This is a genomic window from Pseudomonas sp. BN102 (genome assembly GCF_029871245.1).
Classification (GTDB): Bacteria; Pseudomonadota; Gammaproteobacteria; order Pseudomonadales; family Pseudomonadaceae; genus Metapseudomonas.
On the sequence record NZ_SSON01000033.1, the window covers coordinates 1 to 22,723 of the forward strand.

Genomic DNA, 22,723 nt, shown 5'->3' on the forward strand with positions numbered 1-22,723 from the left:
CGAGCGCCACTACCAGGAAGCGCTCGCCAACCCGTCCAAAACACGAGGTGAGTCATGAACTTGAAAACCCCGGGCCAGCGTTTCCGCGACGCCATCGCCGAGGAACATCCGCTGCAGGTCATCGGCGCGATCAACGCCAACCATGCCCTGCTGGCCAAGCGCGCCGGCTTCAAGGCCATCTACCTGTCCGGTGGCGGCGTGGCCGCTGGCTCCCTGGGCCTGCCGGACCTGGGCATCAACACCCTGGACGACGTGCTCACCGATGTGCGCCGCATCACCGACGTGTGCGACCTGCCGCTGCTGGTGGATATCGACACCGGTTTCGGCCCCAGCGCCTTCAACATCGAGCGCACCGTGAAGAACCTGATCAAGGCCGGCGCGGCCGCCGCCCATATCGAGGACCAGGTCGGCGCCAAGCGTTGCGGCCACCGTCCGGGCAAGGAGATCGTCTCCACCGAGGAAATGGTCGATCGCGTCAGGGCCGCCGCCGATGCCAAGACCGACCCGAACTTCTTCCTGATCGCGCGTACCGACGCCATCCAGGCTGAAGGTGTGGACGCTGCCATCGAGCGCTGCCTGCAGTACGTCGAAGCCGGCGCCGATGCCATCTTCGCCGAGGCGGCCTACGATCTGCCGACCTACAAGCGCTTCGTCGAGGCGCTGGACGTGCCGATCCTGGCCAACATCACCGAGTTCGGCGCCACCCCGCTGTTCTCCCGCGACGAGCTGGCCTCGGTCGGCGTGGCCATCCAGCTCTACCCGCTGTCGGCCTTCCGCGCCGCCAACAAGGCAGCCGAAGCCGTGTACACCGCCATTCGCCGCGACGGTCACCAGAAAGAGGTCATCGACCTGATGCAGACCCGCGCCGAGTTGTACGACCGCATCGGCTACCACGCCTTCGAACAGAAACTGGATGCCCTGTTCGCATCCAAGAAATAACCGGTCCACCGGCGGTCCGTGCCGCCGGTGGAGAACAAAAGAAAGCAACCGGAAGTAATGAGGAGATTCTAGCGATGAGCGCTACCGCCGAAACCACCACTGCCTTCAAACCGAAGAAGTCCGTAGCCCTGTCGGGAACCGCCGCTGGCAACACTGCCCTGTGCACCGTTGGCCGTACCGGTAACGACCTGCATTACCGCGGCTATGACATTCTCGACTTTGCCAACGCCTGCGAATTCGAGGAAATCGCTCACCTGCTGGTGCACGGCAAGCTGCCGAACATCGCCGAGCTGGCCGGTTACAAGGCCAAGCTCAAGGCCCTGCGGGGCCTGCCGGCCGGCGTCAAGGCCGCCCTCGAGCAGCTGCCGCCGTCCGCCCACCCGATGGACGTGATGCGCACCGCCGTTTCGGTGCTGGGTTGCCTGTCCCCGGAGAAGGATGACCACAACCATCCGGGCGCCCGCGACATCGCCGACAAGCTGATGGCCTGCCTGGGTTCCGCACTGCTGTACTGGTATCACTTCAGCCACAACGGCAAGCGCATCGACGTCGATACCGACGACGATTCCATCGGCGGCCACTTCCTGCATCTGCTGCACGGCGAGAAGCCTCGCGACTCCTGGGTCCGCGCCATGCACACCTCGCTGATCCTCTACGCCGAGCACGAGTTCAACGCCTCCACCTTCACTTCGCGGGTGATCGCCGGCACCGGCTCTGACATGTTCTCCTGCATCACCGGCGCCATCGGCGCACTGCGCGGGCCCAAGCACGGCGGCGCCAACGAAGTGGCCTTCGAGATCCAGAAGCGCTACGACAATCCGGACGAGGCGGAAGCCGACATCCGCGCCCGCGTCGAGAAGAAGGAAGTCGTCATCGGCTTCGGTCACCCGGTCTACACCGTGTCCGACCCGCGCAACAAGGTGATCAAGGAAGTGGCTCGCGACCTCAGTGCCGAGCAGAGCAACACCAAAATGTTCGACATCGCCGAGCGTCTGGAGTCGACCATGTGGGAAATCAAGAAGATGTTCCCCAACCTCGACTGGTTCAGCGCCGTCAGCTACCACATGATGGGCGTGCCCACCGCCATGTTCACCCCGCTGTTCGTGATCGCCCGTACTTCCGGCTGGTCATCCCACGTCATCGAGCAGCGCATCGACGGCAAGATCATCCGCCCGAGCGCCAACTACGTCGGCCCGGAAGATCTGAAGTTCGTGCCGCTCAAGGATCGCAAATAAGATGAACAGCCAATACCGTAAAAGCCTGCCGGGCACCCAGCTGGACTACTTCGACGCCCGCGCGGCCGTCGAGGCGATCCAGGCTGGTGCGTGGGAAAAACTGCCCTACACCTCCCGGGTACTCGCCGAACAGCTGGTGCGCCGCTGCGAGCCGGCGAGCCTGAGCGCTTCGCTGGAACAGCTGATCTACCGCAAGCGCGACCTGGACTTCCCCTGGTACCCGGCGCGCGTGGTCTGCCACGACATCCTTGGCCAGACCGCTCTGGTCGACCTGGCCGGCCTGCGTGACGCCATTGCCGAGCAGGGTGGCGATCCGTCCAAGGTCAACCCGGTGGTGCCGACCCAGCTGATCGTCGATCACTCGCTGGCCGTTGAAGCCCCGGGCTTCGACCCTGAAGCTTTCGAGAAGAACCGCGCCATCGAGGATCGTCGTAACGAAGACCGCTTCCACTTCATCGAGTGGACCAAGACCGCGTTCAAGAACGTCGACGTGATCCCGGCCGGCAACGGCATCATGCACCAGATCAACCTGGAGAAGATGAGCCCGGTGATCCAGGCGCGTGGCGGCGTGGCCTTCCCCGACACCTGCGTCGGCACCGATTCGCACACCCCGCACGTCGATGCCCTGGGTGTGATCGCCATCGGGGTCGGCGGCCTGGAAGCCGAAACCGTGATGCTCGGCCATCCGTCGATGATGCGTCTGCCCGACATCGTCGGTGTCGAGCTGACCGGCAAGCGCAAGCCGGGCATCACCGCCACCGATATCGTCCTGGCGCTGACCGAGTTTCTGCGCAAGGAGCGCGTGGTGGGTGCCTACGTCGAGTTCTTCGGCGAGGGTGCTGACAGTCTGTCCGTCGGCGACCGCGCGACCATCTCCAACATGTGCCCGGAATACGGCGCCACCGCGGCGATGTTCTACATCGACCAACAGACCATCGACTACCTCAAGCTCACCGGCCGTGAGCCTGAGCAGGTGGCGCTGGTGGAGAACTACGCGAAGACCCTCGGCCTGTGGAGCGACGCGCTGCAGACCGCCGAGTACGAGCGTGTGCTGAGCTTCGACCTGAGCACCGTGGTCCGCAACATGGCCGGCCCGTCCAACCCGCACCGCCGCTTGCCGACCTCGGCGCTGGCCGAGCGCGGCATCGCCGACGAGGCCAAGCTGGAAAGCGGCAAGGCCGAGGAAGCTGAGGGCCTGATGCCCGATGGCGCGGTGATCATCGCCGCCATCACCAGCTGCACCAACACCTCCAACCCGCGCAACGTGGTCGCCGCCGGCCTGGTGGCGAAGAAGGCCAACGCGCTGGGCATGGTGCGCAAGCCGTGGGTGAAGACCTCCTTCGCTCCAGGGTCCAAGGTCGCCAAGCTGTACCTGGAAGAAGCCGGTCTGCTGCCGGAGCTGGAAAAGCTGGGCTTCGGCATCGTCGCCTACGCCTGCACCACCTGCAACGGCATGTCCGGCGCGCTGGAGCCTGCGATCCAGCAGGAAATCATCGACCGCGACCTGTACGCCACCGCTGTACTGTCGGGTAACCGCAACTTCGACGGCCGTATCCACCCGTACGCCAAGCAGGCCTTCCTGGCTTCGCCGCCGCTGGTGGTTGCCTACGCCATCGCCGGCACCGTGCGCTTTGACATCGAGCAGGATGTACTGGGCACCGACAAGGACGGCAACCCCGTCACCCTGAAGGACTTGTGGCCGTCCGACGAAGAAATCGACGCCATCGTCGCCGCCAGCGTCAAGCCGGAGCAGTTCCGCCAGATCTACATCCCGATGTTCGACCTGGGCACCGTGCAGGAAGCGGAAAGCCCGTTGTATGACTGGCGCCCGATGTCCACCTACATCCGTCGTCCGCCGTACTGGGAAGGCGCGCTGGCCGGTGAGCGCACCCTCAAGGGCATGCTCCCGCTGGCGATCCTGCCGGACAACATCACCACCGACCACCTGTCGCCGTCCAACGCCATCCTGCTGAACAGCGCGGCTGGCGAATACCTGGCGAAGATGGGCCTGCCGGAGGAGGACTTCAACTCCTACGCGACCCACCGTGGCGACCACCTGACCGCGCAGCGCGCGACCTTCGCCAACCCGCAGCTGGTCAACGAAATGGCCGTTGTCGATGGCGCAGTGAAGAAGGGTTCGCTGGCGCGTGTCGAGCCGGAAGGCAAGGTGATGCGCATGTGGGAAGCGATCGAAACCTACATGAACCGCAAGCAGAACCTGATCATCGTCGCCGGTGCCGACTACGGCCAGGGCTCGTCCCGCGACTGGGCAGCCAAGGGCGTGCGTCTGGCCGGGGTCGAGGTGATCGTGGCCGAGGGCTTCGAGCGCATCCACCGCACCAACCTGGTCGGCATGGGCGTCCTGCCGGTTGAGTTCAAGCCGGGCACCACCCGCCTGACGCTGCAATTCGACGGTACCGAGACCTACGACATCCAGGGCGAGCTTTCGCCCGGCTGCGATCTGACCCTGGTCGTCAATCGCCGCAACGGCGAATTGGTCGAAGTGCCGGTGACCTGCCGCCTGGATACCGCCGCCGAGGTGAATGTGTACAAGGCCGGTGGCGTGCTGCAGCGCTTCGCCAAGGACTTCCTCGAGTCGTCCTCGCAGAAGGCGGTAGGCTAGCCCACCTGTAGGAGCGAGCTCGCTCGCGAACAACCCCGCAACGGGCGTTCATTCGCGAGCAAGCTCCCTCCTACGAACACACTCAGGACATCATTCATGCCTCACGTACCCCAAGTGAAAATTCCCGCCACCTACATCCGTGGCGGCACCAGCAAGGGCGTGTTCTTCCGCCTGCAGGACCTGCCCGAGCGCTGCCAGGTGCCGGGCGCGGCGCGCGATGCGCTGTTCATGCGCGTGATCGGCAGTCCCGATCCCTATTCGGCGCACATCGACGGCATGGGCGGTGCCACCTCCAGCACCAGCAAATGCGTGATCCTGTCGAAAAGCAGCCAGCCCGATCACGATGTGGACTACCTCTATGGCCAGGTGTCCATCGACAAGGCCTTCGTCGACTGGAGCGGCAACTGCGGCAACCTCTCCACCGCCGCAGGGGCCTTCGCCCTGCACGCTGGGCTGGTCGATCCGGCGCGCATTCCGCAAGACGGTACCTGCGTGGTGCGCATCTGGCAGGCCAATATCCAGAAAACCATCATCGCCCATGTGCCGGTCACCAATGGCCAGGTCCAGGAAACCGGCGACTTCGAGCTCGACGGTGTGACCTTCCCGGCGGCGGAAATCGTGCTGGAGTTCCTCGATCCCTCCGATGACGGCGAGGAGGGTGGTTCCATGTTCCCCACCGGCAACCTGGTCGACGACTTGGAAGTGCCAGGCATCGGCACGCTGAAGGCAACCATGATCACCGCCGGTATTCCGACCGTGTTCGTCAATGCCGAGGACATCGGCTACAGCGGAACCGAACTGCGCGAAGACATCAACGGCAACCCCGAAGCACTGGCCCGATTCGAGGCCATCCGCGTCGCCGGGGCGCTTCGCATGGGGCTGATCAAGACCCCCGAAGAGGCCGCCACCCGTCAGCACACGCCGAAGATCGCCTTCGTCGCCAAACCCAGGGACTACCGGGCTTCCAGTGGCAAGACGGTCACGGCTGACGAGGTCGACCTGCTGGTGCGCGCGCTGTCCATGGGCAAGCTGCACCACGCCATGATGGGCACCGCAGCGGTCGCCATCGGCACGGCTGCGGCCATTCCCGGCACCCTGGTGAATCTCGCCGCCGGCGGTGGCGAGCGCAACGCGGTGCGTTTCGGCCATCCGTCGGGAACCCTGCGGGTCGGCGCCGAAGCCAGCCAGGCCAACGGCGAATGGACGGTCACCAAGGCGATCATGAGCCGCAGCGCCCGCGTGTTGATGGAGGGTTGGGTGCGGGTGCCGGGCGACGCGTTCTAGTCCCGATTCCCGAGGCAAGAAAAAGCCCGCCGAGGCGGGCTTTTTCTTTGGTTTTCGGCTCATTTGAGTCGGCGTTCGACACCTTTTTCCACTAGGATCTTGGCGGAGATCTCCTCCACCGAGAAATGGGTGGAGTTGATGAAGGCGATGTTTTCGCGGCGGAACAGGTTTTCCACCTCGCGGACTTCGAACTCGCACTGGGCGAAGCTGGCATAGCGGCTGTTGGGCTTGCGTTCGTGGCGGATGGCGGTGAGGCGATCGGGATCGATGGTGAGGCCGAACAACTTGTCCCTGTGCTGTTTAAGCGCGGTGGGCAGCTGCAGGCGCTCCATGTCTTCCTCGGTCAGCGGATAGTTGGCCGCACGAATTCCGTATTGCATTGCCATATATAGGCAGGTGGGCGTTTTCCCGCAGCGGGAGACGCCGACGAGGATGAGGTCGGCCTTGTTGTAATAGTGGGTGCGGGCGCCGTCGTCGTTGTCCAGGGCGAAGTTCACCGCCTCGATGCGCTCCATGTAGTTAGAGTGCTGGCCGATGGAGTGGGATTTGCCGACCGAGTAGGAGGAGTGCGACGTAAGTTCTTGTTCCAGCGGCGAAAGGAAGGTCGAGAAAATGTCGATCATGAAGCCGTTGGATGTGGCCAGGGTGTCACGGATCTCCTGGTTCACAATGGTGTCGAAGATGATTGGGCGGAGCCCGTCCACCTCGGCAGCCTTATTGATTTGCTGTACCATGGCGCGCGCTTTTTCAACGCTGTCGATATAGGGCCGCGTGATCTTGTTGAAGGTGATGGTCTCGAACTGCGCGAGTAGGCTTTGGCCAAGGGTTTCCGCAGTGATGCCAGTACCATCGGAGATGAAGAAAGCGGTTCGTTTCATTTGCGCCAAAGGCCTTAAGTCAGGAACGATTCTTGGCTATGATAGGCCGCGTTTTTCGCCAGGCCCGAGCCGGTCGGCATTGTGACGTATTTTTCTGGACCAAAGCCAGAACGCTGCGGAGCTGCTCCGCATGAGCTTTTCCAACAATTAGTGGAGAGATCACCTTGGTAGAGTACGTAGTTTCCCTCGATAAGCTCGGCGTTCACGATGTTGAGCATGTGGGGGGCAAGAACGCATCCCTGGGCGAGATGATCAGCAATCTGGCTGGTGCCGGTGTTTCCGTTCCCGGTGGTTTCGCCACTACCGCCCAGGCCTACCGTGACTTCCTCGAGCAGAGCGGCCTGAACGAGCGTATCCACGCCGCCCTCGACAAGCTCGATGTGGATGACGTCAACGCCCTCGCCAAGACCGGCGCGGAAATCCGCAAGTGGGTCATGGATGCCGAGTTCCCGGAGCGCCTGAACGCGGAAATCCGCACCGCCTTCGCCGAACTGGCCAAGGGCAATGACAACCTGGCCGTGGCCGTGCGTTCCTCCGCCACCGCCGAAGACCTGCCCGATGCGTCCTTCGCCGGCCAGCAGGAAACCTTCCTCAATATTCGTGGCGTGGACAACGTGATCCGCGCCGCCAAGGAGGTATTCGCCTCCCTGTTCAACGACCGCGCCATCGCCTATCGCGTGCACCAGGGCTTCGACCACAAGCTGGTCGCCCTGTCCGCCGGTGTGCAGCGCATGGTTCGCTCGGAAACCGGCACCGCCGGCGTGATGTTCACCCTGGACACCGAGTCCGGCTTCCGTGACGTGGTCTTCATCACCGCCGCGTACGGCCTCGGCGAGACCGTGGTGCAGGGCGCCGTGAACCCCGACGAGTTCTACGTGCACAAGGCGACCCTGGAAGCCGGTCGTCCCGCCATCCTGCGCCGCAACCTGGGCAGCAAGGCGATCAAGATGATCTACGGCGAAGAAGCCAAGGCCGGCAAGTCGGTGAAGACCGTCGATGTGGATCGCGCCGACCGCGCCCGCTTCGCCCTGTCCGACGCTGAAGTCACCGAACTGGCCAAGCAGGCCCTGATCATCGAGAAGCACTACGGTCGTCCGATGGACATCGAGTGGGCCAAGGACGGTGACGACGGCAAGCTGTACATCGTGCAGGCCCGTCCGGAAACCGTGAAGAGCCGCGCCAGCGTCACCGTGATGGAGCGCTACCTGCTGAAGGAAAAGGGCAAGGTCCTGGTGGAAGGCCGCGCCATCGGCCAGCGCATCGGCGCCGGCAAGGTCAAGGTGATCCACGACGTGTCCGAAATGGACAAGGTGCAGCCGGGCGACGTCCTGGTCTCGGACATGACCGACCCGGATTGGGAGCCCGTGATGAAGCGCGCCAGCGCCATCGTCACCAACCGCGGTGGCCGTACCTGCCACGCGGCGATCATCGCCCGTGAGCTGGGCATTCCGGCGGTCGTGGGCTGCGGTAACGCCACCCAGGTGCTGCAGGATGGCCAGGGCGTGACCGTTTCCTGCGCCGAGGGCGATACCGGCTTCATCTTCGAAGGCCAGCTCGGCTTCGACATACGCAAGAACTCGGTCGATGCCATGCCTGAGCTGCCGTTCAAGATCATGATGAACGTCGGCAACCCGGATCGCGCCTTCGACTTCGCCCAACTGCCGAACGAGGGCGTGGGCCTGGCCCGCCTCGAGTTCATCATCAACCGCATGATCGGCGTGCATCCCAAGGCACTGCTGAACTTCGCCAGCCTGCCGGTCGAGATCAAGGAAAGCGTCGAGAAGCGCATCGCCGGTTACAACGATCCGGTGGGCTTCTACGTCGAGAAGCTGGTCGAGGGCATCAGCACCCTGGCTGCCGCTTTCTGGCCGAAGAAGGTCATCGTGCGCCTGTCGGACTTCAAGTCCAACGAATACGCCAACCTGATCGGCGGCAAGCTCTACGAACCGGAAGAAGAGAACCCGATGCTCGGCTTCCGTGGCGCCTCGCGCTACATCAGCGAATCCTTCCGCGACTGCTTCGAGCTGGAATGCCGCGCGCTGAAGAAAGTGCGCAACGAGATGGGCCTGACCAACGTCGAGATCATGGTGCCCTTCGTGCGCACCCTGGGTGAGGCCTCGCAAGTGGTCGAGCTGCTGGCCAGCAATGGCCTGAAGCGCGGCGAGAACGGCCTCAAGGTCATCATGATGTGCGAGCTGCCGTCCAACGCCCTGCTGGCTGACGAGTTCCTGGAGTTCTTCGATGGCTTCTCCATCGGCTCCAACGACCTGACCCAGCTGACCCTGGGTCTGGACCGTGACTCCGGCATCGTCGCCCACCTGTTCGACGAGCGTAATCCGGCTGTGAAGAAGCTGCTGGCCAATGCTATCGCCGCCTGCAACAAGGCCGGCAAGTACATCGGCATCTGCGGGCAGGGCCCGTCCGACCACCCGGACCTGGCCAAGTGGCTGATGGAGCAGGGCATCGAGAGCGTTTCCCTGAACCCCGACTCGGTGCTGGATACCTGGTTCTTCCTCGCGGAAGGCCAGGCCTGATCCCTCGTTAGTCGAAAGACGAAAAGGGCGGGTTCGAAACCCGCCCTTTTTTGTGCAAGCGAAAATCATGCAGAGCAGTAGCGATCTCTTTCCCGTTGCGCTGATGAGCGCGGACCTTCGTGGCGACCTGACCGAGGACGTCTATCGCCTGAAGCCCAACAACAGTCCGGATTCCAGCGTTGAGTTGGTGCTGACCCGCCTGGGCCGATTCGGCCGTGAAGGAGCGCGGGGCGTGCCGGTCATCCTGGTGCACGGCAGCTTCTCCAATCGCCGTTTCTGGTACTCGCCCAAAGGGCTCGGCCTGGGCCCGCATCTGGTCCGTGCCGGTTTCGATGTGTGGATCGCCGAGATGCGCGGTCACGGGCTGACGCCGCGTAACCAGCGGTACCGGCACAATCGGGTGGCCGACTATGCGCGCTATGACCTGCCGGCCATCGCCGCCTTCGTCCGCGAGCAGGCCGGGCAGGTGCCGCACTGGATTGGCCATTCCCTGGGCGGCACCACCTTGGCTGCGGCCCTGGGCGGGCAGTACCTCGGTGAGGAGGAGGTGGCTTCGGCGGCGCTGTTCGGCAGCCAGATCAGCCGCAACTACTGGCCGTTGAAGCTGCCGCCGGTGGCCTGGGGCGGTCGTCAACTGCTCAAGCGCTTCGAGGTGCTATCGGGTTCTTGGCTCAAGCGTGGACCGGAGGACGAACCCATCGGCCTCGCCCTGGAAAGCCTGCGCTGGCATGGCCTGTTCGGCCGCTTCGGCGATGCCGAGCGGGACTGGTGGGCCGGCCTCGCGGAGGTGCGTGTGCCGGTGCTGGCGGTGGCGGCGGCCGGCGACCTGCAAGACCCGGTCTGGGCCTGTCGCAAGCTGGTGGAGCAGGTTCCCCTGGAGTTCCGGCACTTCCTGCGACTGGCCAGGGAGGATGGATTCAGTGATGACTTCGGCCATATCGAGATGCTGGTGAGCAAGGCGGCCGAGCGCGAGGTCTGGCCGCTGGTGGCCTACTGGCTGGAGCACCTGCGCTTGCCGGCCGGGGCTGCGGCGGCAGGGGCCATGGCGCTCTAGCCCGGTGCCTGCCGGCAGTTTCCGGTTTCGGGCGGCCGGTCGCTGTGCTAAAGATGGCGGGAATCGCCGGGGCGCGGAGGCTCCATGTTCGTAGCGCTGGAACGACTGATCAACCTGCAGGACGGCTATCGAGGCACTTTTCAGGTGCAGGGCCGTCAATTATTACTGATCGTCGTTGATCAGCAGCCTATCCTCATGGAAAATCGCTGCCCGCACCAGGGTGCGCCCTTGCACACCGGCACCCTCGACGGCGGAGTGCTGCGCTGTTCCCGGCACGGAATCGCCTTCGACCTGGCCAACGGCGGCCACCCGGTCAATGCACCGTGCCCACCGTTGCAGCGCTTGCGGCTGGCCTACGACGGCGACCGCATCGGTCTCGATCTGTAACCGCTATCAAGGAGATGTCCATGCAATACGTTACCCCTGATCTGTGCGATGCCTACCCGGACCTGGTGCAGGTCGTCGAGCCCATGTTCAGCAACTTCGGCGGGCGCGATTCCTTTGGCGGCGAAATAGTCACCATCAAGTGCTTCGAGGACAACTCCCTGGTCAAGGAGCAGGTCGACCTGCCCGGCCAGGGCAAGGTGCTGGTGGTGGACGGCGGCGGCTCCCTGCGTCGCGCCCTGCTGGGCGACATGCTGGCAGAGAAGGCGGCGAAGAACGGCTGGGAAGGCATAGTCGTATACGGCTGCATCCGTGATGTCGACGTGATCGCCCAGACCGACCTGGGCGTCCAGGCCCTGGCCAGCCATCCGATGAAGACCGACAAGCGCGGCATTGGCGACCTGAATGTCGCCGTCACCTTCGGCGGCGTCACCTTCCGCCCGGGCGAGTATGTCTACGGCGACAACAACGGCATCATCGTTTCGCCCAGGCCGCTGGAGATGCCGGCCTGAGGCAAGGGGCCCGACGCGAGCCGGGCTTCGTCTTCCAAGGAGACTGAATGTTCGAGGAGCAGAACGCCCAGTGGGGGCTGGTACACGCCTTCGTGCTGGACGGGCAGGGTGGCGCCGAACCTGTATCCCGAGAGTCGCTGGAAGGCCTGCAGCTGACGGCGGAGCAGAGCCTCTGGTTGCACTGGGATCGCAGCCATCCCCTCGCGCGGCGCTGGCTGCGGGAGAGCAGCGGGCTGTCCGAGTTTGCCTGCGACCTCCTTCTGGAAGAAAGCACCAGGCCGCGCATGGTGGTGCTGCCGAACGACGAGTTGTTGCTGTTCCTGCGTGGCATCAACCTGAATCCGGGCGCCGTCCCGGAAGACATGGTATCGGTGCGCATCTTCGCCGCGGCGCAACGGATCATCTCGCTGCGCCTGCGGCCCATGCGTGCCACCGAGGAGCTCATCGAGCAGTGGGCCAAGGGTTCCGGGCCCAAGGTCGCCTCCGAGGTCATGCTTTACCTGGCCGAGCACCTGACCGACAAGGTCGATCCCCTGGTGGCCGAACTGGCCGAAAGGGTCGACGAGCAGGAAGAGCATCTCGACAACAACGAGCGCTTTCGCCCGGACCACGACCTGATGCTGCAGGTTCGCCGGCGCGCCGCCGGTCTCCGCCGCTTCCTCTCGCCCCAGCGCGACATTTACGCGCAGCTGGTGCGCAGCCGGATGCCCTGGTTCGTCGAGGATGATGCCGACTACTGGAACGAGCTGAACAACCGCCTGACCCGCTACCTGGAAGAGCTGGAGCTGATCCGCGAGCGCATCGGCCTGGTGCTGGAAAGCGAATCTCGCCGGCAGGGCGAACGCACCAGCCGGACCATGTACCTGCTCGGCATCACCACCGGCTTTTTCCTGCCGCTGAGCTTCATTACCGGCCTGCTGGGCATGAACGTGAACGGTATTCCCGGGGATGAGACGCCCTGGGGCTTCCTCATCGCCTGCCTGCTGATACTGGGCGTGGCGGGTTTCCAGTTATGGCTGTTCCGCCGATTGCGCTGGCTTTGATGTGACCCGGTCGCCGCCGGCCACGTCTAGCCCTCATATCCACGCGAGGTGCGCATGCACGATCCGTTCGAAGAATCCCTGCGGGACCTGCTCAAGGCGTCGCCGGTCTCCGATCATGACGACGACGCCACTCTGGGCCGAGTGCTCAAGACGGCCAACCGCCAGGTGGGCGCCGGCGACCTGTTCAGCCTGTTGGGCCATTGGCTCGAGGCCATGATGATCGCCCTCAACAATGGTTCGCCCCACCTGGCGCCCGTGTCGCGCCGCAACGCTTCTGTCCGTTCTGCAGATAAGGCTGATTGAACATGGAATTCGACCCCTGGACTCAAGGACTTGTTAACGCCATGACCTCGGTGTGGGCACCGGTGGCGGGCTTCATTCCGCGCCTGTTCGGCGCACTGGTGGTGGTGCTGCTCGGCTTCGTGGTGGCCAAGTTGCTGGACACGCTGCTGTCCAAGCTGCTCGCCAAGGTGGGACTGGATCGCCTGATGGCCGGCACCGGCCTGACCAAGATGTTGTCCCGTGCCGGCATCCAGGTCCCCGTTTCCACCTTGATCGGCAAGATCGTCTACTGGTTCGTGCTGCTGATCTTCCTGGTGACCGCCGCCGAGTCCCTGGGCCTTGATCGGGTCTCCGCCACGCTCGACGTGCTGGCCCTCTATCTGCCCAAGGTGCTGGGCGCGGCGCTGGTGCTGCTGGCCGGCGTGCTGCTGGCGCAGCTGGTCAGCGGCGTGGTCCGCGGTGCCGCGGAGGGCGTAGGCCTGGACTATGCCCATGGTCTCGGCCGCATCGCCCAGGGGTTGGTGATCATCATCAGCATCTCCGTGGCCATCGGCCAGCTGGAGGTCAAGACCGACCTGCTGAACAACGTCATTGCCATCGTGCTGATCTCCATCGGCCTGGCGGCGGCCTTGGCGCTTGGTCTTGGCAGTCGCGAAATCGCCGGACAGATCCTCGCAGGCATCTATGTGCGAGAGCTATTCCAGGTCGGGCAACAAGTGAAGATCGGCGATGTCGAAGGGCAGATCGAGGAGATCGGCACGGTGAAAACCCTCCTACTCACCGAGGACGGTGAGCTGGTTTCGGTGTCGAACCGTACTTTGCTCGATCAACGGGTAACCAGCCGCTAACACGATGGCTTTTCCCTGCTAATGTATGCCGCCAGAAATGGGTGCGCGGTCGTCGCGCCCCAGCGGCTTTTGACCTGACTGTCGGCCCGACCCGTTTTGAACAAGCCCCAATCGCATTCCTTGCGCTATGACCCACGCGAGCTCTCGGACGAAGAGCTGGTGGAGCGCGCGCATGTCGAGCTGTTCCATGTCACCCGCGCCTACGAAGAATTGATGCGCCGTTATCAGCGCACCTTGTTCAACGTCTGTGCCCGTTATTTAGGGAACGACCGCGACGCTGATGATGTCTGTCAGGAGGTGATGCTCAAGGTGCTCTATGGTCTGAAGAACTTCGAAGGCAAGTCGAAGTTCAAGACATGGCTATATAGCATCACGTACAACGAGTGCATTACCCAATATCGGAAAGAGCGTCGCAAGCGACGCTTACTTGACGCCCTGAGTCTGGATCCGCTGGAGGAAGCGTCCGACGAGAAAGCGCCCAAGGTCGAAGAAAGGGGGGGCTTAGAACGATGGCTGGTACATGTCAACCCCATTGACCGGGAGATTCTTGTGCTACGTTTTGTCGCAGAGCTGGAGTTTCAGGAAATCGCCGACATTATGCACATGGGCCTGAGTGCCACAAAAATGCGCTACAAACGTGCACTGGATCGCCTGCGCGAAAAATTCTCGGGCCTGACTGAAACTTAGTTCGGGAAAAATTATCTCTTATGGGCCGGCTTGTTCTGCTAGAATTGCCGCCCAAGTTGTCTGGAGATTGTTTGACAACTTACTGACCACCAAAGATGGGGATTTACGGATGAAACTGAAAAACACCTTAGGCGTAGCCGTTGGCTCTCTTGTTGCCGCCTTTTCGCTGAACGCGCTGGCTCAGGGCCAAGGCGCAGTTGAGGTGGAAGCTTTCGGTAAGCGTTACTTCACCGACAGTTCTCGCGATCTCGAGGACGGCAATCTGTACGGCGGCTCGGTAGGCTACTACCTGACCGACGACGTCTCCCTGGCTCTGTCGTACGGCGAATACCACGACATGACCTCCGATGACTCCTTCGGCACCGAAGGCCACAAAGACATCAAGGGCAGCCTGGCGTCCCTGGATGCCATCTACCACTTCGGTACTCCGGGTGTTGGCCTGCGTCCGTACGTCTCCGGTGGCTTCGCCCATCAGAGCATCAGCAACATTCCGCCGCGTACCGGCCGTGACCACAGCACCTTCGCCAACGTTGGTACCGGTCTGAAGTACTACTTCACCGAGAACTTCTTCGCCAAGGCAAGCCTGGACGGCATGTACAACCTAGACGCCCAAGAAGCCGAGTGGATGGCTGGCGTTGGCGTTGGCGTCAACTTCGGTGGTTCCACCAAGGCCGAGCCGGCTCCGGCTCCGGTTGCCGAAGTCTGCGCCGACAGCGACAACGACGGCGTTTGCGACAACGTCGACAAGTGCCCGGACACCCCGGCCAACGTCACCGTTGACGCCGATGGCTGCCCGGCTGTTGCCGAAGTCGTTCGCGTCGAGCTGGACGTGAAGTTCGACTTCGACAAGTCCAAGGTCAAGGAAGAAAGCTACGGTGATATCAAGAACCTGGCTGACTTCATGAACCAGTACCCGGCTACCACCACCACCGTTGAAGGCCACACCGACTCCGTCGGCACCGACGCCTACAACCAGAAGCTGTCCGAGCGTCGTGCTGACGCCGTTCGCGACGTGCTGGTTGACCAGTACGGTGTAGGTAGCGAGCGCGTCAACGCTGTTGGCTACGGCGAAACCCGCCCGGTTGCCGACAACGCCACTGCTGACGGCCGTGCTGTCAACCGTCGCGTAGAAGCTGAAGTAGAAGCCCAGGCCAAGTAATTGGTTTGAGCCTCAGGAAAAACCCGGCCTCGGCCGGGTTTTTCTTTGCCTGGAGAAAAGTGTCGGCCCCGCCCGTTGGCGTTCACGTCGGGGCTGGTGCGCGAGGGTACCCTACTGGGGGCGTTCGGTAAGGTGCGCTGTGCGCACCGATTCTCAACGATCGGCGTCGCGCCCAGGAAGTTCTTCGCTGAGGTTCTGTTGTTCAGCCGATTTCCGGGTGGACTTCGGGTTCTGTTTGGCTATGTCTGCATTAGGTGTTGCTAGTGCGTCCTGAGCCGAGTTGCTTATCGAGTGGGCTGCGAGTCTCTGTTTTGCCTCCCGGTGAATCTCTTTCTTCAGTCGTCAGGGAGAGGGATCCGGTTGCGCGGAGCCAGGCAAAGACAATCGCGTAGCCTTCCCTTCCAGCACGTATCCGAATCGCCTCGGCAATTTCCGATCAGTCATAAAAAAGCCCGGCCAAGGCCGGGCAAGCACTACTTCGCAGGAGCGAAGAGAGAAATCAGGCGATCTGCGCCATGGGCAGGATTGCGGCAGTCGCGGCGACTTCGCCTATTACCAGGATGGCCGGGCTCTTCAGTTCAAAGGACCTGGCATCTGCCTGCATCTTCCCGAGGGTGCTGCGGCATTCGCGCTGGTGCGGCAGGGAGGCGTTCTCGATCATGGCCACCGGCATGGCATCACCCATGCCGCCCGCCAGCAGGCCTTCGCGGATGTCCGCCAGCTTGGCCACGCCCATGTAGACCACCAGTGTGGTGCCTGACTGCGCCAGGGCGCTCCAGTTCAGGCTGCTGTCGTCCTGGGTATGGGCGGTGACCAGGGTCACGCCGCGGCTGACCCCCCGCAGGGTCAGGGGGATGCCGCAGTTGGTGGCGCCTGCGAGGCCGGCGGTTATGCCGTTGACCAGTTCACTGTCGATGCCACGCTCGGCCAGCCAATCGGCCTCTTCGCTACCGCGACCGAAGATGCAGGGGTCGCCGCCTTTCAACCGGACCACGCACTTGCCCTGGCGCGCGTAACGCAGCATCAGGCGGTGGATGAACTCCTGCGGTGTCGAGCGGCAGCCGCCGCGCTTGCCGACGCCGATCACCCGGGCGTCGGGGCAGTGTTCCAGCACCGCCGGGTTCACCAGGTCGTCGATCATGACGATTTCCGCCTGGTTCAGGGCGCGGACCGCCTTCAGGGTCAGGAGTTCGGGATCGCCGGGGCCGGCGCCCACCAGCCAGACTTTGCCATTCATTGAGGTTCTCCCCGGCACGCACCGCGCCGCAATTGATTCAGGTCCAGGCCAGTACGTCGTCGGAGGCCAGTTCTATCTGCCAGTCGTGCAGCGGGCAGGCGCCGCGCATGGCGGATACCTCGCCTGGATGGGGCGGGTCGCCGGCGCTGAACATCTCGATCCCGGCCACCTTGAGGCGGGCGCCGGTGCGCGAGCCCTGGTAGCGGGCGAAGCCGAGCATGGCCAGGTGATTGGCGCAGACCTTGGCCTGTTCCATTAGCGGCGCCACCAGTCCGTAGGAGATGCCCCGGTGATTGGCGCACTCGCCAATGGCATAGATGCGCGGGTCGTAGGTCTGCAGGGTGTCGTCCACCAGGATGCCGTGGTTGCACGGCAGGCCGGCCTGTTCGGCCAGTTCGGTGTTGGGTCTGATGCCGGCTGCCATCACCACCAGGTCGGCGGTGATCACCTCGCCGCCGGCCAGTTGAACGGCGCAGACGCGGCCGTCGCCGTTGTCGATCAGCTCCTCGGTCGCGGTCCCCAGGCGGAAGCGGAGGCCGCGTGCCTGCAGGGCCCGCAGCAGCTTCTCGCCGGCCTTCTGGTCGAGTTGCTTCTCCAGCAGCCAGTTGGCCAGGTGCACCACGGTCACGTCCATGCCGCGCTGCTTGAGGCCGTTGGCCGCTTCCAGGCCGAGCAGGCCGCCGCCTATTACCACGGCGTGGCTGTGGGTGCGGGCAGTTTCGATCATGGCGCGGGTGCCGGCGATATCGCGGTAGCCAATCACGCCTTGCAGGCGGTTGCCGGGGATCGACAGGCGACTGGGGGTCGAGCCGGTGGCGATCACCAGGCGGTCGTAGTCAGCGCAGGTGCCGTCTTCGGCGATGACCTGGCGACGCTTGCGATCAATCTTCACCACCTTGCGGTTGAGTAGCAGTTCGATGCCGTTGCCTTCGTACCAGGCGAGGTCGTTGAGGATGATCTCGTCGAAGGATTGCTCGCCCGCCAATACCGGCGAGAGCAGAGTGCGGTTGTAGTTCGGATGGGGTTCGGCGCCGAACACCTTGATCTCATAGTGGTCGGGCGCCAGCCTCAGCAGCTCTTCGAGGGTACGCACTCCGGCCATGCCGTTACCGATCACCACCAGCTTGGATTTCTTCATGTCAGGACGCTCCCGCATAAACATGTCGAGCAAACAAAAAAGGCGTCCCGCTGTTGCCAGCAGGACGCCTTTGTCCAAGTCCCGTTCGATCGGGAAAGTGCCGTCTCGTCGTTGAGGCGGGCGCTTTTGTAGATTGTCGATACTGGCATTGCAGCCGCCGTGCCAATTCCTGAGCGCCTTGTATTTCGCGGCTTGGCGCGGTGACCTATGAGTCGCCCTGCACTTACTCGGGGCGCGCTGCCCCGTCCTGGTGCGTCAACCGTGCAGCAGCAGGATCAGCAGAGCCAGATTGAGCAACAGGGATAACAGGGCCATGCCGCGCCAGACCTTCAGCGGCTCGCGCTCCAGCAGGGGCCTGGGTTTGGCGGTGAGCGCGCGGCGTTCGTCCTGTTCGAGGGCCAGAAGCCACTCTTCCATGGTCTCGTAGCGGTCCGCCGGGGCGACGGCGATGGCACGGGACAGGCATTCGTCCAGCCAGGCCGGCAGGTCGGGCCTGTAGCGGCTCGCCGGTGTGGGCGTGCCGAAGCGCGGATGCTGGAAGGCCTCGATCTCGCCATAGGGATAGTGGCTGGTGAGCAGGTAATAGAGGGTCACGCCTGCCGCGTAGAGGTCCTGCTGGGGGGAGGGCGGCGCGCCGGCGAAGGCTTCCGGCGCTATGTAACTGGGGGTTCCGGGCAGGCTGTGGGCTTCGTCCTGGGAAAGCCCGGGGCAATAGGCCAGGCCGAAGTCCAGCAGGCGCAGCTCGCCGTCGTCGCCCCAGAGCAGGTTTTCCGGCTTGATGTCGCGATGCAGGATGTTGCGCCGGTGCAGCTGGCCCAGGGCCTTGAGCAGGCGTGGCGCGATGTCCAGCCATTCAGGCAGCGCCATGGGGCCGCTTAGGCGCAGGTGCTCGGCCAGGGTCTGCCCGGCGTATTCGCGCTGCACATAGTAGAGGTGCTGGCGCTGAGGCAGGGGATGGGCCTCGGGGAAGTGGCGCCCCGCCACACGACGCAGGAACCATTCTTCCAGCAGCAGCGCCGGAGCCGCCTTGGGCTCGTCGTGGCGGCTGGCCGGCAGGGTCTTGAGCAGCCAGCGCCGGTCCTGCGCGTCGCGAACCCGGTAAACCATGGACTGGCGGGATTCGGCGATCAGGCGCTCCACTTGCCAGCCCTCGAAGGCCCGGCCCTCCTGCAGGCGCGGGGGTAGCGGCCAGTGGTCGAGCTGAGCCAGGGTGTCCGCCAGGCCGGATTCGGGCAGGTTGTCGACGCGAACCAGTAGGACGCTGGCGTTGTCCTGGCCACCGGCCAGATGCGCGGCGCTGACCAGCGCCTGGGCGGCGGCGCCGAGATCCTGCTCGTCCTGAAGGATGCGCTGGATGCCCGGGTCGCCGAGCACGGCCCAGACTCCATCGCTGACCAGTACGAAGCTTTCGCGCTCCTCCAGTTCGCCATCCAGGTAGTCCACCACCAGATGCTGGTCGAGACCGAGCGCGCGCTTGAGCACATGCTGCATACCCGGTTGCTCCCAGACATGGTCTTCACTGAGGCGGCTCAGTTGTCGCCCGTCCCAGCGGTAGGCGCGGCAATCGCCGACATGGGCCAGGGTGTAGCGGCGCCCGCGCAGGACCAGTGCGGTGAGGGTGGTAAGCAGCGGCTGGCCGCCGCCGTTGGCCTGCAGCCAGCGGTTGTGGGCCACCAGCAGGCGGTCCAGGGATTGGGCCACGGCCCAGGTTTCCGGGGTGGCGTAGTAGTCCAGCGCAAGAGCCTGCAGGGTGGCGCGGGCGGCCAGGCCACCGTCGGCACACTGGCTGACGCCGTCCGCCAGGGCGAAAAGGTAGCCTTTGCTCGCGGCCAGGGCTGGTGCGGGGGTGACGACCCTGAGGGCGTCCTGGTTCTCGGCGCGGGGGCCGGTTGCGCTGGCTTCGCCGAAGCTGAGTTGCAGGGTCATCTGTGGCGCCGGTCCTCTATGGGCGAAAGGAGCGCAGAGCGCTCCTTGCAGTAGGTCGCTCGGCGCCAACCCGGGGCAGGCGCCGAATCAGGCATGAGACTAGACGCGAGCAGCAGTGACGGCTGCCGAGCCCCAGGTGGTGCGCCAGCGCTGCTTGACGCCATAGAGGCCGAACCAGGCCACTACACCCAGGCTGGCGAACAGCCAGAGGCCCAGCTGGTAGTCACCCGTGTGCTGCTTGATCGCGCCCAGACCGGCGGTCAGGCAGAAGCCGCCGATGCCGCCGGCCATGCCGATCAGCCCGGTCATCACGCCGATTTCCTTGTGGAAGCGCTGAGGCACCAGCTGGAACACCGCGCCGTTGCCAGCGCCCAGGCTGAGCATGGCAACCACAAAGAGGGCCAGCGCGACGGTGGAGCTGGAGATGTGGAAGCCCACGGCGGCAATGCACACCGACGCCACGGTGTAGACCGCCAGCAGGGTGCGGATGCCGCCGACGCGGTCGGCGAAGGCGCCGCCCAGGGGGCGCATCAGGCTGCCAGCGAAGACGCAGGCCGCAGTGTAGTAGCCGGCGGTGACCGGGGCCAGGCCGTACTGGTCATGGAAGTAGCCGGGCAGGGTGCTGGCCAGGCCGAGGAAGCCGCCGAAGGTGACGCTGTAGAACAGCATGAACCACCAGCTGTCGCGGTCGCCCAGGGCCTTGAAGTAGTCGGCCATGGCTTTGGGCGCGGGGCGGTTGGGTGCATTGCGCGCAGCCAGGGTGAAGATGATGAGGGTCAGCACCAGCGGGATCAGCGCCAGGCCGAACACGTTGCTCCAGCCGAACAGGGCGGCCAGGCCGGGAGCGAAGAGGGCGGCGAGCACGGTGCCGGAGTTGCCGGCGCCGGCGATGCCCATGGCCTTGCCCTGGTGCTGCGGCGGATACCACTGGGAAGCCAGGGGCAGCGCTACGGCGAAGGAGGCGCCGGCGAAGCCGAGGAAGAGTCCGAGGAGCAGGGCCTGTTCATAGCTGTGGATGCCCATCTGCCAGGCCACGAAGAGTGCGGCGATGACCACCACCTGGCCGATCAGGCCGGCGGTCTTGGGCGAGGTGCGGTCGGCCAGCATGCCCATCAGGAAGCGCAGCACCGCGCCGGCGAGAATGGGCGTGGCCACCATCATGGCGCGCTGCTGGGTGCTGAGCCCGAGGTCGGCGGCGATCTGCACGCCCAGCGGGCCCAGCACGTACCAGACCATGAAGCTCAGGTCGAAATAGAGGAAGGCGGAGAACAGCGTGGGCGTGTGGCCGGCTTTCCAGAAACTCGTTGTCATCGAACACCTCATCTGCAGTAGGGGGCCGGGGGGCACGCCCGCCGTGATCGTGGGCACGGCGGGCGCACCCCCCGGAAAAACGTCGCGCTTGTGGCGCTTCGTCCTGCGGCCGGGGCCGCAGCGGGGTTGAGTGAGCTGCAAGCGAACGTCCGGATCCCGGCCCGTCCACCGCCCCATCGCTGGGGCCCGAACGAAAAAGGCGCCGCATCACTGTCCGCATTGCTGCGGAGTGACGCGACGCCTTTGTCGTGTAATGGGGCAACCGCCGTTGGTTACCTCTGCCTGAGACTGAGCAAGAGCCGGGCCAATCTGCGAAAGGCCTATTGCAGAGCGGCTCGTGGGCTCAGGGCGGAAAAACGGCCTGATTCAAAACGGGGCGAAGGGCCTGACGTTGCACCGAGTTGATGCCACTCGGGCTCAATCCAGCCAATTCACCCTGGGGAAGGTGTTGCGGAAAGTCTCAGGCATGGCGACCACGCGGGACTCCCGGTAGTTGAAAAAGACGAAGCCGGACTTGGCCATGGCGACCAGCCGGCCGTCGGCCGGGCGGGTGATGCGGAAGGTGATGTCGCCGCCGTACTTGTTGAAGTCCATGACGCCGACGTCGAAAAGCAGCTGGTCGCGGGCATGGGCCTCGGCCCTGTAGGTGGTCGCGAGGTCGGTGACGATAATGCCCGTGCCGTCCGCGGTGGTCTCGCTGACGCCGAACTCGAACAGGAAGCGCGCCCGGGCCTCCGAGATCATGGAGATCATCGAGTCGTTGCCCAGGTGGTTAGCCCCGTTGATATCGGTGACGCGCACGGTCAGGTGCGTGGAGTAGCAGTACTGGTCTTCGGGGAAGTTCAGGGACAGGCGGGCCATCGGGTTCTCGGCGGGCGTAGAAGCGAAGAGGCGCCGATTCTACGCCCGCGCGGCACGCGATGGCCGCCATTCCCACGCTGAATGTCAGCGGTGCAGGCTGTTCAACCAGTAGAAGGTGACGCGGCCGCCTTCGTTGAGGGGGCCGTAGTTATCCTGGATGTAGGCACCGGCCTTGAAGTAGAGCTGCTGGGGGGCCCAGTAACCGCTGAGTTCGCGGTACAGGCCGCCGTCGTCGCCCTTGCTGGTGATGGTGATGCCGAGCTTGCCGGAAGGGGTGATGCGCAGGTCGTAACCGAAGCGTTCACCCAGCTCGACGTTCTCGGCCAGCAGGATGTTCTCAACTTCGGAATCGCCCGGGCGCTTGCGCAGCAGCGCCTCGATCCGGCCATTGCCGCGCAGGTAGTGATACTGCAGCTTGACCAGTGGGTCGTTCTCGCTGCCGGGTTGATCCTTGCTGTGGATCTGGCCGATGACGATCTTGTTCTCGCTCGGCACCTGCTCCACCGACAGGACCGCGCTGAGGTAGTTGTCCGCACTGCTGTAGTACCAGTTGCTGAGGGTGCCGTCGGCCTGGGTTTCCCGAAGTTCGGTGCGGGGGTAGGTGGAGTCAGCGGTGTGGGAACCGTTTACCGGCACCCAGAAGCTGATGCTGCCATCGGCATTGCGGCGGAAGTACTGGCTTTCATAACCGTTGTTCAGACGGTCGACGGTGATGAGGGTGGCGGAGTCTGTGGCCGGGACCGTCAGGTTCCAGGTGCTGAGATCTATCATTTCATGTCCTTAATGCT

The 22,723-nt window shown here is 64.2% G+C and carries 20 protein-coding genes and 1 pseudogene; 13 read left to right on the forward strand and 8 right to left on the reverse strand.

What is annotated here, in order from left to right; genetic code table 11:
- Positions 1–54 precede the first annotated feature (54 nt).
- The 4 genes from prpB to prpF all read left to right on the forward strand — a co-directional run bounded on the left by prpB (position 55) and on the right by prpF (position 6,081).
- Entirely contained in the window at positions 55–939 is an 885-nt protein-coding gene (gene prpB, locus E8F12_RS05215; RefSeq protein WP_280324226.1) for a methylisocitrate lyase, read from the forward strand.
- A 74-nt stretch (positions 940–1,013) separates the two neighbouring features.
- Entirely contained in the window at positions 1,014–2,174 is a 1,161-nt protein-coding gene (prpC, locus tag E8F12_RS05220) for a 2-methylcitrate synthase (RefSeq protein ID WP_280324227.1), read from the forward strand.
- Position 2,175: 1 nt separating this feature from the next.
- The gene (gene acnD / locus E8F12_RS05225) at positions 2,176–4,797 is read left to right on the forward strand and encodes a Fe/S-dependent 2-methylisocitrate dehydratase AcnD (protein ID WP_280324228.1); all 2,622 of its coding nucleotides are present in this window, start codon (positions 2,176–2,178) and stop codon (positions 4,795–4,797) included.
- A 96-nt stretch (positions 4,798–4,893) separates the two neighbouring features.
- Positions 4,894–6,081, forward strand: coding sequence for a 2-methylaconitate cis-trans isomerase PrpF (gene prpF / locus E8F12_RS05230; protein WP_280324229.1), 1,188 nt, complete (start codon positions 4,894–4,896; stop codon positions 6,079–6,081).
- Positions 6,082–6,140: 59 nt separating this feature from the next.
- Here the strand turns inward: prpF and E8F12_RS05235 are convergent, their stop codons facing one another.
- Both E8F12_RS05235 and E8F12_RS29920 read right to left on the reverse strand, forming a co-directional pair.
- Positions 6,141–6,959, reverse strand: a complete 819-nt coding sequence (locus tag E8F12_RS05235) for a pyruvate, water dikinase regulatory protein (RefSeq protein ID WP_280324230.1) — start codon at positions 6,957–6,959, stop codon at positions 6,141–6,143.
- Between the two features lie 14 nt (positions 6,960–6,973).
- Positions 6,974–7,177, reverse strand: a complete 204-nt coding sequence (locus E8F12_RS29920) for a hypothetical protein (RefSeq protein ID WP_348532403.1) — start codon at positions 7,175–7,177, stop codon at positions 6,974–6,976.
- On the opposite strand from E8F12_RS29920, the gene ppsA reads away from it, so the two are divergent.
- From ppsA to E8F12_RS05280, 9 genes are all read left to right on the forward strand, one after another.
- Positions 7,124–9,493, forward strand: coding sequence for a phosphoenolpyruvate synthase (gene ppsA / locus E8F12_RS05240; RefSeq protein WP_280324231.1), 2,370 nt, complete (start codon positions 7,124–7,126; stop codon positions 9,491–9,493). The two genes, E8F12_RS29920 and ppsA, sit on opposite strands and share 54 nt — an antisense overlap.
- 67 nt (positions 9,494–9,560) lie before the next feature.
- Positions 9,561–10,547, forward strand: a complete 987-nt coding sequence (locus E8F12_RS05245; RefSeq protein ID WP_280324232.1) for an alpha/beta fold hydrolase — start codon at positions 9,561–9,563, stop codon at positions 10,545–10,547.
- Positions 10,548–10,631: 84 nt separating this feature from the next.
- On the forward strand, positions 10,632–10,934 hold the full coding sequence (locus tag E8F12_RS05250; RefSeq protein ID WP_280324233.1) for a Rieske (2Fe-2S) protein: 303 nt from the start codon (positions 10,632–10,634) through the stop codon (positions 10,932–10,934).
- Between the two features lie 20 nt (positions 10,935–10,954).
- Complete coding sequence (gene rraA / locus E8F12_RS05255; RefSeq protein ID WP_280324234.1) at positions 10,955–11,443, forward strand: ribonuclease E activity regulator RraA; 489 nt, start codon at positions 10,955–10,957, stop codon at positions 11,441–11,443.
- A 47-nt stretch (positions 11,444–11,490) separates the two neighbouring features.
- Positions 11,491–12,486, forward strand: coding sequence for a zinc transporter ZntB (locus E8F12_RS05260; protein ID WP_280324235.1), 996 nt, complete (start codon positions 11,491–11,493; stop codon positions 12,484–12,486).
- 48 nt (positions 12,487–12,534) lie between these two features.
- Positions 12,535–12,789, forward strand: coding sequence for a CrfX protein (locus tag E8F12_RS05265; RefSeq protein WP_280287631.1), 255 nt, complete (start codon positions 12,535–12,537; stop codon positions 12,787–12,789).
- Between the two features lie 2 nt (positions 12,790–12,791).
- On the forward strand, positions 12,792–13,616 hold the full coding sequence (locus E8F12_RS05270; RefSeq protein WP_280324236.1) for a mechanosensitive ion channel domain-containing protein: 825 nt from the start codon (positions 12,792–12,794) through the stop codon (positions 13,614–13,616).
- A gap of 96 nt (positions 13,617–13,712) precedes the next feature.
- Entirely contained in the window at positions 13,713–14,303 is a 591-nt protein-coding gene (gene sigX / locus E8F12_RS05275) for an RNA polymerase sigma factor SigX (RefSeq protein WP_280324237.1), read from the forward strand.
- Positions 14,304–14,412: 109 nt separating this feature from the next.
- Positions 14,413–15,462 carry an OmpA family protein gene (locus tag E8F12_RS05280; RefSeq protein ID WP_280324238.1) on the forward strand — a complete coding sequence of 350 codons (1,050 nt, stop codon included), beginning with the start codon at positions 14,413–14,415 and terminating at the stop codon, positions 15,460–15,462.
- Between the two features lie 499 nt (positions 15,463–15,961).
- Here E8F12_RS05280 and cobA read toward each other — a convergent pair whose 3' ends face one another.
- The 6 genes and pseudogenes from cobA to E8F12_RS05310 all read right to left on the reverse strand — a co-directional run bounded on the left by cobA (position 15,962) and on the right by E8F12_RS05310 (position 22,706).
- The gene (gene cobA, locus E8F12_RS05285) at positions 15,962–16,699 is read right to left on the reverse strand and encodes a uroporphyrinogen-III C-methyltransferase (RefSeq protein WP_280324239.1); all 738 of its coding nucleotides are present in this window, start codon (positions 16,697–16,699) and stop codon (positions 15,962–15,964) included.
- Between the two features lie 136 nt (positions 16,700–16,835).
- Positions 16,836–17,837, reverse strand: a pseudogene (locus E8F12_RS05290) (FAD-dependent oxidoreductase); the annotation flags it as partial.
- Between the two features lie 255 nt (positions 17,838–18,092).
- Positions 18,093–19,763 (reverse strand): bifunctional protein-serine/threonine kinase/phosphatase, encoded by a 1,671-nt coding sequence (locus tag E8F12_RS05295; RefSeq protein WP_280324240.1) that lies wholly within the window; start codon positions 19,761–19,763, stop codon positions 18,093–18,095.
- A gap of 99 nt (positions 19,764–19,862) precedes the next feature.
- A complete protein-coding gene (locus E8F12_RS05300) occupies positions 19,863–21,074 on the reverse strand; it encodes a nitrate/nitrite transporter (RefSeq protein ID WP_280324241.1) in 1,212 nt (403 codons plus the stop codon).
- A gap of 417 nt (positions 21,075–21,491) precedes the next feature.
- On the reverse strand, positions 21,492–21,935 hold the full coding sequence (locus tag E8F12_RS05305; protein WP_280324242.1) for a thioesterase family protein: 444 nt from the start codon (positions 21,933–21,935) through the stop codon (positions 21,492–21,494).
- Between the two features lie 84 nt (positions 21,936–22,019).
- A complete protein-coding gene (locus E8F12_RS05310) occupies positions 22,020–22,706 on the reverse strand; it encodes a polysaccharide lyase family 7 protein (RefSeq protein WP_280324243.1) in 687 nt (228 codons plus the stop codon).
- Positions 22,707–22,723 lie beyond the last annotated feature (17 nt).